This window comes from Aquidulcibacter sp., assembly GCF_044346625.1.
Taxonomy (GTDB): domain Bacteria; phylum Pseudomonadota; class Alphaproteobacteria; order Caulobacterales; family Aquidulcibacteraceae; genus Aquidulcibacter.
This window is the reverse complement of record NZ_JBIIYV010000020.1, coordinates 17,797-31,905: the sequence shown is the minus strand read 5'-3', so window position 1 is coordinate 31,905 and position 14,109 is coordinate 17,797. Positions and strand designations below refer to the sequence as shown.

8 protein-coding genes are annotated in these 14,109 nt (G+C 56.4%); 5 read left to right on the top strand and 3 right to left on the bottom strand.

The genetic code is table 11. From position 1 onward, the window contains the following. The first annotated feature begins 4 nt into the window (after positions 1–4). From ACIQ20_RS07200 to ACIQ20_RS07180, 5 genes are all read left to right on the top strand, one after another. Positions 5–685 carry a hypothetical protein gene (locus ACIQ20_RS07200; RefSeq protein ID WP_395778837.1) on the top strand — a complete coding sequence of 227 codons (681 nt, stop codon included), beginning with the start codon at positions 5–7 and terminating at the stop codon, positions 683–685. A gap of 107 nt (positions 686–792) precedes the next feature. Then, positions 793–2,466, top strand: coding sequence for an MFS transporter (locus ACIQ20_RS07195; protein WP_395778835.1), 1,674 nt, complete (start codon positions 793–795; stop codon positions 2,464–2,466). Positions 2,467–2,665: 199 nt separating this feature from the next. Continuing rightward, positions 2,666–3,802 (top strand): ferritin-like domain-containing protein, encoded by a 1,137-nt coding sequence (locus ACIQ20_RS07190; RefSeq protein WP_395778833.1) that lies wholly within the window; start codon positions 2,666–2,668, stop codon positions 3,800–3,802. Positions 3,803–4,137: 335 nt separating this feature from the next. Then, positions 4,138–7,785, top strand: coding sequence for a hypothetical protein (locus ACIQ20_RS07185; RefSeq protein WP_395778831.1), 3,648 nt, complete (start codon positions 4,138–4,140; stop codon positions 7,783–7,785). Positions 7,786–7,793: 8 nt separating this feature from the next. Beyond that, the gene (locus ACIQ20_RS07180; RefSeq protein WP_395778829.1) at positions 7,794–8,861 is read left to right on the top strand and encodes a beta-N-acetylglucosaminidase domain-containing protein; all 1,068 of its coding nucleotides are present in this window, start codon (positions 7,794–7,796) and stop codon (positions 8,859–8,861) included. Positions 8,862–8,865: 4 nt separating this feature from the next. On the opposite strand, the gene ACIQ20_RS07175 is transcribed toward ACIQ20_RS07180, so the two are convergent. The 3 genes from ACIQ20_RS07175 to ACIQ20_RS07165 all read right to left on the bottom strand — a co-directional run bounded on the left by ACIQ20_RS07175 (position 8,866) and on the right by ACIQ20_RS07165 (position 14,034). After that, the gene (locus tag ACIQ20_RS07175; RefSeq protein ID WP_395778827.1) at positions 8,866–11,718 is read right to left on the bottom strand and encodes a [protein-PII] uridylyltransferase; all 2,853 of its coding nucleotides are present in this window, start codon (positions 11,716–11,718) and stop codon (positions 8,866–8,868) included. A gap of 75 nt (positions 11,719–11,793) precedes the next feature. Beyond that, positions 11,794–12,297: a SixA phosphatase family protein gene (locus ACIQ20_RS07170; RefSeq protein WP_395778825.1), complete on the bottom strand. Its 504-nt coding sequence runs from the start codon at positions 12,295–12,297 to the stop codon at positions 11,794–11,796. Positions 12,298–12,720: 423 nt separating this feature from the next. Next, positions 12,721–14,034: an NAD(P)/FAD-dependent oxidoreductase gene (locus ACIQ20_RS07165; protein WP_395778823.1), complete on the bottom strand. Its 1,314-nt coding sequence runs from the start codon at positions 14,032–14,034 to the stop codon at positions 12,721–12,723. Positions 14,035–14,109 lie beyond the last annotated feature (75 nt).

Below are 14,109 nucleotides of genomic sequence, written 5' to 3'. Positions count from 1 at the left end.
TTCTGTGACCCTTCGATCCGCCCTATTTACGACCCTGATCCCGATTACGCTATCGGTCTTTCTTTTGGGGACTTCAGTCCAAGCTGGAACGGATCCGCGCGATGCCGCGCGCCTGCAAGCTTGTATGGCCAAGGCAGAGACCAAGCCGGAAGAAGCTTTAGAAGACGGATATGTCTGGCGCAGCCAAGGCGGCGCTACATTCGCGGAACAATGTATCGCCATCGCCCGCATTGAAGCAGGCGACATTGGCGGTGGGGCAGAGCGCCTCACCGCCTTAGCTTCCGCCCCGGATGCGGGGGACTTGGATCAACGCGTTTTGATCATGGCGCGTGCCGCCAATGCGTGGCTGATGATCGAGGAATTCAAGCCTGCTCAAAAGGTTCTCGATGCCGCTTTAAAACTGAAACCGGGGGAACCCGATCTATTGATCGACCGGGCCCGCGCTAAGGCTGGCCAAGGCCTTTGGGCCGAGGCACAGGCCGATTTGACCGGTTGTTTGTCGACAAGGCCCTTGGATGTGCTGGCTTTGCGTCTGCGGGCCGAAACCCTGCTGCAGCAAAAGTCCTATGAGGCGGCAGAACTGGACATCGCCCAAGCCCTTCGTCTCGCGCCGAAAGACGTCGATAATTGGCTGGTGCGTGGACGGATCCAAGAGGCGCGCCGTTTGGGTCGGGCACCAGACTGAGCTTTGTCAGATTGGGGCCCGCCTGTAACAGCTACCAGCCTGTTACTTGATCAAAGCCTGAACTACGTCCAAGGAAAGGCCGCTAAACCATGATTTAGGGGCCAATCGTGACACAATCTGCTGCTTCGTCGACCGTTGAACCACAAAAATTAAAGACCGTTGTCGCCGCGTCCGCTGCTGGCACCGTCTTTGAGTGGTACGACTTCTTCATCTTTGGCCTTCTGGCCTCGGTGATGGGACAGCACTTCTTCGCAGGTTCGCCCCCTGCCGCCCAATTTATATTCGCACTCTTGACCTTTGGCGTTGGCTTTGCAGCGCGCCCGCTGGGCGCTGTTGTGTTTGGGGCGATTGGCGATACGAAAGGTCGGAAGGGCGCATTTTTAGTCACCATCGTCATGATGGGCGCGTCAACCTTCGCTGTGGGTCTGTTGCCCGATTATGACCAGATCGGCATTTGGGCTCCTATTCTGCTGGTAGCGCTACGGATTGCGCAAGGCTTTGCCTTGGGCGGCGAATATGGCGGGGCTGTGATTTATGTCGCAGAGCACTCGCCTGCCCATAAGCGTGGGTGGAACACGTCCTGGGTGCAGACTTCGGCGGCAGGGGGATTGCTGCTCGCTTTGACCGTCGTCTTTATGACCCGCATGATTTTGGGCGAAGATGCCTTCCAGTCTTGGGGATGGCGGGTGCCATTCCTCTTGTCGGTTTTCTTGCTCGCGATTGCTTTGTGGATCCGCTTGCAATTGGAAGAAAGCCCGATGTTTAAGGCGCTGAAAGAAGAAGGCGCTGCTTCTAAAGCGCCCTTGTCCGATGCCTTTGGTCAATGGGGTAACTTGAAGCTGATCCTGCTCGCCTTGTTTGGCCTGATGATGGCGCAAGGCGTGGTTTGGTATACGGGCTTCTTCTACGTCCAAGTCTTCTTGGAGCGGCAGTTAAAAGTTGACCCCCAGATCATCAATATCTGGCTTTTGATCATCACCGCCGTTTCCGCTGTCTTGTACGTTTTTTTCGGCTGGCTGTCGGACAAAATGGGCCGCAAGCCCGTTATGCTCGCCGGCATGATTTTGGCGGTGGTGAGCTTCTTCCCAGCCTTTCATCAATTGGCCAAAGCGGCCAACCCGGCCCTCGTAGCAGCCCAAACCGCGACCCCCATTATCGTCCGCGCAGACCCTGCTACCTGTTCGGTGCAGTTCAACCCCGTTGGCAAAACGCCCGACGGCAGAGACGCCTTCTCGTCTAGCTGTGATGTGGCCAAGAGTTATCTGACCAATTCAGGCATCTCTTATGATAATGAAGTGGCACCCGCAGGCACAAATGCGCAAGTCAAAATTGGCACGGTCACCTTAGAAAGCGTCGATATCTCGGCCCTCGATGCTAAAGCGCAAAAGGCCGCTAAGGATGCGTTTGGCGCGAAGCTGAAAGCCGCTTTGAAAGCGGCAAATTATCCTGACAAAGCAGACCCAGCCAAGATCAATCATCTGGCCGTTTTGGCTTATCTGATGGTGTTCGTGGTCGCCGCGACCGCTCTTTATGGGCCATTAGCGGCGGCCTTGGTCGAGATGTTCCCAACCCGTATCCGCTATACGGCCTTGTCGGTTCCCTATCACGTCGGAACAGGTTTCTTCGGTGGCTTTATGCCGGCAACAGCGGTCGCCATCGTGGCAACGACGGGCAATATGTATTCTGGTCTTTGGTATCCGGTAATTATTACGGGCATCAGTGTCGTGGTGGCCCTGATCTTCCTACCCGAGACAAAGCACCGCTCGATACATGATCTTTAGAGCGTAACTTTTGCAAAGGTTAGGATCACAGCTGTGTGATGAATAAAGCTGACGCACCCGTCACTTTTTGATTGATCCTTTAGAAATTTGTGTCATGTTAGGTGTGGAAGCGACACGCTTAGATGCCGCTCTATGCTCAAGGACCAAAGCTGGGATTCCAAAGACCCGGTCATTAAATAAATTGGGAGAGATTGAAAGCATGACAACGTCGCACATTACCAAAGACGCGCTGTATGACGCAGTAGCACCGACCGACTTCGCTGCCTTGTTGGAGATTGACCGGCACACAAGCCGCTCGACAGCTTTCGACAAAATCATCTCTGCCACCCATGATCATTTCTGGGACCCAACAGACAAGCGCTACATCGATTTTGATGAGCCGTTTGACATGGAAAATCAGGCCTTACTGCCAGATCATATGGTTCCAGCCCTTGAGACTCCATATGTCCAAGAATTCTTCAAGGATAAGCCGAAAGAGCTGATCCGCTTTAAGAATGAGATGGCTCGCTGGCAATTGTCGGCCATTCTGCATGGCGAACAAGGCGCGCTGAACCTTTCTGCCTCACTCTGCCACGTGTTGCGTGACGCTGGCGCGCAAGAATATGCGGCCAACCAAGCCCGTGAAGAAGCCCGCCACGTTGCAGCATTCGCGGCCTATATCAAAGCCCGTTGGGGCAGCCCATTGCCATGTGGCGAAGTGTTGAAGACCTTGCTGGTCGATATCGTTCATGCGCCTGAAGTCTACAAGAAGGTCGTTGGCATGCAGATGCTGATCGAAGGCCTCGCCATGGGTGCCTTTGCGATGATCTACAAAGAGTGGAATGACCCACTGGCGCGTAAACTGACGCAATTGGTCATGACCGACGAAGCTTTCCACCACAAATTTGGTAAGATATGGGCGGATCGGACCATTCCAAAGCTTGATGCAGCCGAGCATGCGATTGTTGAAGATTGGGCCGCGCACTGTTTCCAGACCCTGTTGTTCAACTTGGTCGCGCCCCATCAAATGCGCTCCATCTATGACGAGTTCGGCCTCGACCCAGACATCATCATGGTCCAGTTCCAAGAGATGGTTACCGATGAAGATCGTCGTGAACGGATGAAGGAAGCCACCAACATCTTCCGCGTGCTGGTTAAGACCTTGTGGAATGCCAATATCATCACCGATCGCACCAAGGCTTTCTACGCTATGTACGTCGACTTTGCTGAATTTGAGGCTGAGGGTGAACATATGGTCGGCGATGACATTGCCGAAGATGGCATTCGCTTCTTACAGGCGGTGAATTTCGGTGTGAACACCGATGCCTTGAAGCAAGTGAAGATTGCTGCCGAATAGGCATTTAGCGGCCTGTTTTGCCGAAAGCCCCGCTGGTTTTGCCGGCGGGGCTTTTCGTTTCTGCCAATTGTTCGCGAAGGTAATGCTTAAATCCAGCCAGTCAGATCAGGTCAAGGACTTGCTGACCCAAAGTTACGCACCCTCGAAGCAGTCAGTGTTAACTCTCATTAACCGCGCATTTACCATAACACCCCCAAGTCGAGCAGTACGGAGAAAGTCGAAACCGCACTTTGGACTGTTCAAATTCTGCGAAGCAGTAAATGAACAACCATGGTAGCTGAATTTTTTCGGAAATTTCTTGTGGGGCCGCAGAATTTGGCGGAAGAGTGATTCGAATGAGCGGACAGTCGCCATGGAGTGTGAAAGGCGTGGAGCCTCGGACACGCGAGGCTGCGAAAGACCTTGCACGCCGAGAAGGTCTGACACTTGGCGAGTTGTTAAACCGGCTGATCGCTGAGACCGACGAGCCTACCCAAAAGCCTGTTTCAAATGGAAAATCGACCGTAAACTTTGGCCAAGAAGCCAATCGATTAACTGCGGCCCTAGAACAACTGAGCCGTCGCCTTGAATCCGGCGGTGTGGAGTTGGTGCCCCCACCGACAACTCTTGGTGTCGATGATCGCTTGTCGCAAAAATTTGAAAAGTCGATGGCCACTGGCGACACTGCAATGGGTCGCATTGAGACCCATTTGAATGATTTGCACGAGACCCAAGTTGTCCTGAGTGAGCGTTTACGCCGGATTGAGTCGCAAGATCCAACGCATGCGTCATTGGCCGCCCTCAAATCGCTGGAATCTGCGCTGGCGCGCTTGGCTACCCAAGTCTTTGAGACGGACAGCCGCGTCGGTCAGATTGAAAAAGTAACCCAAGAAGCCATTCAGACAGTTGACCAAAGCTTGGGCCTTGTGGCTGAGCGTTTGGCCACGACAGAGGCTCTGGCGCAAGAAACAAACCACCGTTTTGTCGAAGCCATGATTGATTTGTCAGCGCGCCTGACGGGTCTAGAAGAAGTTGGTGAACGGGTCGGTGGTCCAGATGTATCGGTCTTTGAAAGCCGTTTGGGGCAATTAGAAGATATCACCACCCAAACTGTTGAAGGTGCCAACCAGGGCATCAATCAGGTGACAGAGCGGTTGAGCAGCCTGGAGACCCATGCGCAGGACAATGCGTCGCGCATGGTGGAGGCCTTGGTTGATCTTTCCGCGCGTCTGACCCAACTCGAGGGTGCCGGCAAGACTGGCGACACGCTAACGGCAGTTGAGGCGCTGGAAGCCAAAACCACTGAGTTCAGTGCGCGCCTCAATGATCTGAATGCTGAAATTGAAGCAACCCGGGCCGACCTGCAAGGGCAAGTAAAGGCTGCCCTCACGGGTGGCATAGACGGCCAGATGACGGAAGTGGCTCAAGCCCTCGCCAGCCGTCTCGATGCCAGCGAACAACGGAGCCAAGATGCGTATGATCGGGTAAGTGCCAAGCTTGCAGAAGCAACCCAAGCGCTTGATTCCCGTTTGGCCCAAGTTGAGAACCGCGAGAGCGCGCCAGACCAAACAGGCTCTATGGCGATGAAATTGGAGCTTGCGCGCATCACACGCGGCATGGATGAGCGCCTGTCGTCGATTGAGCGCCATGATGCTTCAGTCATGGAGCAAGCCGGCCAGCACATCCAACGTTTGGCGCAAGATCTGGGCAACCGGATCGATGCGACAGAGCGTCAAGCCGCAGAATCGATTGCTACGATCACCAAGCAAATGCAGGAATTGGCTGATCGTCTCGCAGCCAACCACGATAAAGCCGTCCAAAGTCTTGCTTCCTCCTTTAATGGAAGCGATTCCAAGACCCGACAAATGCTTGATGAAGCTTTAGGGCAGGTACGCGCTGAAGTTCAGTCGGTTGATGGGCGCGTTCAGGCCTTGATCGCGCCCTTGCAACGCGATTTTCTTGCTTTGGGCGATCGCTTGGACAAGGCGGAGCAAGGTGCCGTGTCGGCCTATGCTGAGCCCATTTATGACCCCAATCATTCTGTCGACTTGGGCGGCCCAGCCAGCGGTGAAGCAGATTTTGTAAATCCTGTGGACCTGTCGCACGAGGATGGCTTTAGTTTTGAATCCCGTGCCGGTTCTCTGGAAAAGCCTCAGCATGACGATCCATTCTTTATGGATAGACCTGCAGCCAAAATTGCCGCCGCGCCTGCCACTGCGAACCCTGCGCGTCGTGGCAGCTTTGGTTCGCCCTTCCCGGATGCCGAGGATAGCGAGCCCTTAAGCGACTTTGCCGATTTACGCGATGACGTGCCTGACCCGCTTGCTGGCGGTGTGGATCCCTTTGGGGATGAGCCAGAGGCAATGGTGCTGGATCCCGCCAGGCCTATCGACGACGATTCTGACGATGGACTATCGGACTTAAATCCTGACTGGGACGAGCCAGGAAGTAATTCCAGCTCAGCCCCCGACTATTTGGTTGCTGCCCGCCGTGCCGCCAACCAGGCCGCAGCGGCGCGAGAAGCAGCTCAAACCAAGAAAAAGCCGGCGCTAACTTTAAAGGGCCCCGCTGGCAAAGACAAAAAGGCAGAGGCCGCCAAAGCTAAACCATCGGCGAAGCCGCAGGCCCCTCAAGCAATGAAAGAGGGCAAAGAAGGTGGTAAGCCCAAAAGCCCGTTGTCGCCTGTCGGAATTGCAGCAGCTGCTGCGTTAGTCGCAACCGCCGGGTTTGCGGTTTATAGCCAATTGAAGCCGTCTTCTAATGTAGACGAAAAGCCAGCCGCTCTTAATCAAGAAAATGTACCTTTGCCGCCGGAGTTGGCGGCGCAAGCGGCGATGCCTGCGCCAGTTGAAGGTGCTGTGCCAATGCCGGGTACAGAGGTCGCCCAAGCCCCAACAACAGCTGAAGGCCCGGCCCCAACGTCCGCCACGACTGTATCAGCGCCGCCGCCCGCCGCCGCTGCCCCTTCTGCCACAGCTGCACCTGTTGCACCCAGCATCCCTAGTCCGCCGCCGCAATTGCCAAAGGCACAATTGGTACCCCCGGCCACAAAGGCTGCCGTCCAAGTTCCAGCACCCCCCCCTGCGAAGCCCTCACCAACGCCTCAGCAGATAGAAGCAGCCCGTGTCATGGCTTCCGCCGATGCGCAGGCCCGCGCCGCGAGAGCGCGAGCCGAAGCCCAGCGCGACCGTCTGCGCTCGCCAACCTTTAAGGCTGCACGCGTCGATGCGGCACCAAGGCCAGTGCAGCGTCCAACGCCACCGCGCGTTGCCACCGTCGCTAAAGCGCCCGCTTCCAGCGCGACAACGCCCCCGCGGGTCGCTTCAGTCGCAGCTCCTGCGCTGGCAACGACCGCCGTCGCAGCAGCACCAACCCGGGTGCCAGTATCGCCGACAGATGTTACCTCCGGCGTACCTGCGCCCAGCCCGACCCGTGCGGTGCCTGCTGCCGCCTCACCCGCCACACCCGCTGCAGGTTCCTTGTTCGACCAAGCCACGGCGCGGGAGCAAGCTGGCGATGGGGCAGGGAGCGTCGCGCTGTTGCGCCGTGCAGCTGACGGTGGCGATACGCGCGCGATGAACCGCTTGGCCAGAAAATTTGAGACCGGCGATGGCGTCACCAAGGACTTGGCACAAGCACGCGCCTTGACCGAACGCGCAGCCGCGCGCGGCAGCCGTCAAGCGATGCACAATCTGGGCGTCTATTATGCCAATGGCGATGGCGTGCCTCAAAACATGGCGCGAGCCGCCGAGAGTTTCCGTCGTGCCGCACAACGTGGTGTCACCGACTCGCAGTTCAATCTGGGCGCGATGGCAGAGCAAGGACTCGGCGGGCCAAAGTCCGACGTTCAGGCCTATTACTGGTTTGCCTTGGCAGCCCGTGGCGGCGATCAGGATGCGTCGGCCAAAGTTCGCGAAATTGGTGCCCGTTTGACGCCGGAGCAAAAAGCAGATCAAGATCAATTGGTAGCAAAGTTCCGTCCTGATGGCGGATCCCCAGACTAGGTGCACCTGTGTCGACCCCTAATTTAGGTATTATCGAAGGCTATTTCGGCCAGCCCTGGACTTGGGATGATCGCCGTGCCGTAGTTGAGACTCTGGCCCCTTATGGCTATCGCTTCTTCCATTATGCGCCTAAGGGCGATCCCTTTTTGCGGCGACAGTGGGTAGAGCCCCATCCTTTGCAAGAAGCCGGGCAGATTTCGCAGTTTGTTGCTTTCTGCAAAGGTTTTGGTGTCCGAGTTGGCATTGGACTTAGCCCCTATGAAGCCTTCAATGATTTCAATGGCAACGTCGCCAACACCTTTGTCAATCGAATTGAAGATTTGGCCTCGCTGGGCATTCAAGACCTAGGCATTTTCTTTGACGACATGCACTCAACCTTGCCTGACCTTGCGCAGCGGCAAATTGAAATCATGCATCTGGCGCGCGATACTGCGCCACAGTTAAAGCTGTCCATGACCCCAACCTATTATTCCAATGATCCCGTACTCGACCGTGTCTTCGGCCAGCGGCCAGAGCATTATTTGCGTGCGTTGGGAGCTGGCCTTGACCAACGCATCGACATCTATTGGACAGGTGAAGAGGTCTGTGCGCGCGAAATCTCAGTTGGCCATGTGCGTGAGATCGGGGCGATTTTGAAGCGTAAGCCCTTATTGTGGGACAATTACCCCGTCAATGACGGACCTCGCATGAGCCAGTTTCTGCACCTACGCGGTTTCACGGGAAGGTCACATCGCTTGGCAGACTGGGTCTCTGGCCACGCGATCAACCCGGCGCTGCAGCCCTATTTGACCTGTGTGCCCGCCATTTCTTTGGCGATGAGCTATCAGCAGGGTGACGATTATTGCTATGGTGCCAGTGGCTATGCTGCGGCAGTGAAAGTTTTAGGTCCAGAATTGGCTAGCATGGTCCGCGCTGACTTGATGAGCTTTCAAGACTTGGGTCTCACCAAACTGGCGAAGCGGCGCGAATCTCTCGTCGACCGCTATCAGCCAATCGACCATCCGGCAGCGCGCGAAATTCTGGCTTGGCTGCAGGAAGAATATGCGGCCACAACGGAAATGGTTCAAACGCAATAACCCGCTAGCGGCGACTGCTGGCCCGAGCGCGGGCCAATTTCCGGCGAGACAAGAGGCTCGGGCCCTCAGTCGTCTCTGCATCTGACAGGACGCCCATCAAACGCTCTTTCAAAATCGTGATCCGCCGCGCGTCGGATAGTTTCAAGCCGCCACGATCACGGAGGTAGAAAGCATCTGTTGCCCGTTCCCCAACGCCATCAATATGGGCTGAGGTCACGTTAAGCCCTTCATCCTCAAAGACTTGCGCTAAATCTGCCAATAGCCCGGTGCGGTCTCGGCCGGAGACTTCGACGATTGTATCAAAGGCAGCACCTTCATTATCGATCATAATGACGGGCTCAATCGCAAACGCGGCAGTGCGATTGGTCGGCTTTTTGACGGTGCTTGTGTTTTCTGCGATTAGAGTATCGCGTCCTGCCTTACGTTCGCCCTCCAACACCACGTGCAGGCGGGCAAATAGGCGGTCGATTGTGTCTTGCCGGCCTTCGCCGAAGGCCGCGCCTGACTGATCTTGCAGGGCAAACACGTCAAAGGCTTGGCCACCTTTAGAGGTATGAATGCGGGCATCAATGACATTGGCACCTGCTTGCGCAAACACGGTAGAAAGGGCTGCAAATAGACCCGGTTGATCGGGCGAAAGCACCAAGATCTCTGTGGCACCGCGACTGGGCGCAGGCCTTGAGGCCAGCCAATAGGGCGCTTCTTGACGTAAGGCCTTGGCCACTTCCGCCCCATGCCACTTCTGCTGGTCGGTATCAAAGCCAAGCCAATAAGCATCTTCGAGGCTCGTAAAGAATTCGGCGAGGATGGGGTCAATCAAAGCTTGGGCACGGCGTTCATCGGCTTGGGCCTTCAATTGGCGACGCACAAAACCCTCGTCGGACCGCCCACCCCGCAATGTGGCCTCCGTCAGCTTATAGAGGTCGCGTAAGAGTTGGGCTTTCCAATCGTTCCAAACACCGGGGCCAACCGCACGAATGTCGGCTACCGTCAAAACCAACAGGAGGCGCAACCGCTCCAGCGTGCCGACCGTGGCAGCAAAGTCGGTGATGGTTTTCGGGTCGCCAATATCGCGGCGCTGGGCAACCTCGCTCATGATCAAATGATGGCCGACAAGCCAAGCAACCAACTCAACCTCTTCGGCATCCAGGCCCAAACGGCGGCACGCAATATGTGCCGCCTTTGCGCCTTCAATCTGTTGGTCGCCTTCGCCCTTGCCGACATCGTGTAGCAGCATCGCCAGATACAGCGCCCGGCGGTTTGCGATGCGGGGGAAAAGCTCCGTTGACACGGGTAATTCCTTCCGCAGCCTGCCGTGCTCAATATCGGAGATATTGGCAATGCCGCGCAGCGTATGCTCATCCACCGTGAAGTGATGATACATGTTGAACTGGGTTTGCCCAACAATCCGTCCAAACTCGGGGACGAACTTCCCCAAAAGGCCGGATTCATTCAAAAGCCCCAGCGCTTGGGCAGGGTCCTTCTTGGACGTGGCAACGTCTAAAAAGCTGGCAACGCACTTTGGATCATCGCGCATAATCCGACCCTTGGCGGCCATGCTGGTAACGCGCGCCAGCGCGGATGGATCGATATCGAGACCCAGAGTATCGGCCATCTTGAAAATATCGATCAAGGCCGAAAGATCGTCGGCGACTTGTTCAGGATGGGCAAAGCCGATGCGGCCATGATCTTCATGAAAGCGGGGATCATCCAGCTGCTTGGCCTTTTGTGGACTGGCGAAGAAGCGCGAAATACCACGCGGCAGCGCCTTTTGCCGGTCCAGTTCTAGCCGGGCGGACAGGATGCGCGTCAAGGAACCAACCTGCTTGGTGACCAAGAAATAGCGCTTCATGAAGCGCTCTACCGCCGGATTATCAGCCCGGTCGCCATAGCCCATGCGGCGGGCCATTTCGGGTTGCAAGTCAAAGGTCAAGCGTTCTTCTGCGCGCCCAGTCAAAAAATGCAAGTGACAGCGCACCGTCCACAGGAATTCAGCAGCCTGATTGAAATGCTTCATGTCTTCGAGGCTGAAAATGCCCTTTTCAACAAACTGGCTGACGTCATCGGTGGCATGAATATATTTGGCAATCCAGAATAAAGTATGCAGGTCGCGCAGACCGCCTTTGCCGTCCTTGATATTAGGTTCGACCATATAACGGCTTTCGCCGGTACGACGGTGGCGATTGTCGCGCTCGGCCAGCTTGGCTGCCACAAAGTCTGCAGCCGTGCCATCAAACAAGTCCTTGCGCAGCCGGATTTCCAACTCACGGAACAAAAGCTTATCGCCACAGACAAAGCGGGTCTCCAGCACCGAGGTGCGGATCGTCATGTCCTCGCGGGCGGCGCGCAGGCATTCAGAAATGGTGCGCGACGCGTGGCCAACTTTCAGCCCCATATCCCACAGCATATAGAGCATATATTCAATCACGCTCTCTGCCCAAGACGCGTCTTTGATTGGCCGCACAAACATCAAATCGACATCGGATGAGGGTGCCATGGAATTGCGGCCATAGCCGCCCGTGGCACAAACACTCAGCCGTTCTGCTGCCGTAGGGTTGCGCGCGCGGAACACGTGGGTGACGGTAAAGTCATAGAGGGCGGAGATCACTTGGTCTTGGACCCCAGCCAATAGATGCGAGCAATCAAGGCCGCCAGCACCGCTCTCCAAACGCTCTTGCGCGATGAGGCGGCCACGAAACAGCGCGCCCTTTAGCAGGTCCAAAGCGCGTGCGCGTGCCGCCTTTTCGTCGCCCAAATGATCGAGCGCTGCCGCAGACAATTGCACGCGCAGACGGTTGCCATCGACAACGGCTTCAATCGACCAAGGCTTTAAGGGAGTGCGTTTTGGTTTGCTCATGCAACTTCATGCACGCACAGGGGTTGATTTGTCATCAGGAAGCGTGCGGCGGAACTGCCAATCCTCTGTCGGCCTTCAAGCCAGTATAGGTTCAGGTGCCCAAAACTGCCGCAGCTTAAATCCTGAAGATGCGCTGGGATCGGCGGAAAACCAAGCGACCCCGCTAGTGGGCAGATGCTCTCGCAAGTCTGCTTGCCCTCTGTCTAGGCCAGTATCACCCTTCATCAAGCTGCAGGCCAGCTCGTGAAGGCCCGGATCATGCGCAATGATCATCACGCGGCTCGCCTTCGCAGACTTAGCGGTGTTCAGATAAATGTTAGGCGCTGCCAAATAAAGCATGCGCATCATCTGAACTTGGGTTTCGGGGAAAGCCAGTTGGCAGGCATCCCAGGTTTCGGCCGCGCGCAAAGCTGTGGAAACCAGCGCGAGCTGTAGGTCGCAACCCGCCTCCTTTAAACGGACCGCTTGTGCGGCAGCTTGAACCCGGCCGCGCGGGGTTAGGCCGCGGCTGAAATCATCGCGGGCCTCGTGCTGGCGCACTGCCTTGCCATGACGAAACAGGATGAGATCGGTCAACATAAGCGGTTTTGCGTCCTTGAGGGTAGACACTAACCTTTAGGCTGCTTTGGCGACATTATCTGACATCGCGCTGCACTTTTTTCAAAGCGCTGTCGAAATCGAAATGGGCTTGGGTGTCATCAGCGGCATTGGAGATGGTGAACTCCAAGCATGGCACGCACCAACGTCAAGGAAAACCTTGAAAGCGCTTGTGTAAACTTTCGCCAAATGACTCGGAACGGTTCAAAGCATCGCTTTGCTCACTTTGAAGCCGTTCGACAATTCATCTTGCGCGCTCAAACTCGACTTAAGCCTTTGCCTAGACACAGCCTGTGGCAAAGGCTGTTCAGATGAGAAACCCGTTTTAAGTGCCCTCGCCCCCCGAGGGGGGGGAGAGGGGAGAGCGCCTTCCTACTTTGCGTGCGTAAGTTTCGATTCCACCCGCTAATGCAGCTTAAACTTGGGCCTTATGATTTGGTTGACATGGCCGATCACGATCAGCGTCACACCGCGCCACCAGCCGTGGATCGCAATCAGATGCATCCGGTAAAGCGACTGATAAACCGTTCGGGCTATCCATCCCTCAACGCGCATGCGCCCGCCAACCAGATTGCCCATCAGGCTGCCCACCGTGGAAAAGCGGCTGAGCGACACCAGCGAGCCATGGTCGTGATAGACAAAATCCTTTTGCGCTTCGCCGGCCTGTGCGCGCACCAGATTATGAAACACTTGGGCGGCCATCTGGTGCGCCGATTGCGCGCGCGGCGGAATGGGGCGGTCGCGGCCAGGCAGGATGCAGGAAGCACAGTCGCCCAGAGCGTAAATGCGGTCGTCCTTAGTGGTCTGTAACGTTGGACGCACAATGATTTGGTTGCCGCGTGTCAGTTCGAGGTCACCCATCGTGCGGATCTCATCCGCCCCCTTCACGCCAGCAGCCCATAAAATGAGGTTGGACGCGACGATGTCACCGCTGCCGGTATGAACCTCATTCTTGGCGAGGCGCACCACTTGGGTGTTGTCGAGCACTTTGACGCCCAGCTTCTCGAGTTCATGCTTAGCACTCTCGGCCAGCTTCTCATCAAGGGCCGGCAAGATCCTTGGGCCAGCCTCGATTAGGGATACTTCCAGCTTTGATTCATCGAACACTTCCAGCCCATAATGGCGCAAGGCCTTGGCGGCATTGTAAAGCTCAGCGGCCAGCTCAACTCCGGTCGCGCCGCCGCCAACGATGCTAATGCGCACACAGGCTTCTAAATCGCCGGTTTGGTGTGCGTGGTTGGTGCGCAGGCACGCATTGAGCAGCTTTTGACGGAATCGGTCGGCTTGGGGGCGGTCTTCGAGAAACATCGCGTGCTCGCGTACGCCCGGCACACCGAAATCGTTCGAGATGCCGCCCATGGCCAGCACCAGATAATCATAGCGAATGGTATGCCGCCCGATGATCTCTTCGCCACGCTCGTCGAGCAAAGGGGCCGTGGTGACAGTACGACCGGTTCGATCAACGCTTTCGAGGCTGCCGTTGAAAAACCGATAGCCCCAGCGCACCGCGTGGCCGCCATAACCGACTTCATCGAGATTGGCATCGAGAGACCCTGCCGCAACCTCGTGCAGGAGTGGCTTCCAAATATGGGTCAGATTGCGGTCGATCAGAATGATGTCATGGGCCTTGCGGCCATAACGCGAACCAAGCAGGCGCACGAGTTCCAGACCCCCGGCACCGCCACCGACCACGACGATTTGCGTCTTTCTCTGAGCCACGTGATTCCCCCGCCAGCACGTTATGCCGACCACTATGCTTATCAGGGATTGGCGCGCGAACTCAACCCACAACTT

Coding starts and splice junctions, on each gene's coding strand:
- ACIQ20_RS07190 (WP_395778833.1), top strand. CDS start 2,666: ATGACAACGTCGCACATTACCAAAGACGCGCTGTATGACGCAGTAGCA.
- ACIQ20_RS07175 (WP_395778827.1), bottom strand. CDS start 11,718: ATGAGCAAACCAAAACGCACTCCCTTAAAGCCTTGGTCGATTGAAGCC.
- ACIQ20_RS07170 (WP_395778825.1), bottom strand. CDS start 12,297: ATGTTGACCGATCTCATCCTGTTTCGTCATGGCAAGGCAGTGCGCCAG.
- ACIQ20_RS07185 (WP_395778831.1), top strand. CDS start 4,138: ATGAGCGGACAGTCGCCATGGAGTGTGAAAGGCGTGGAGCCTCGGACA.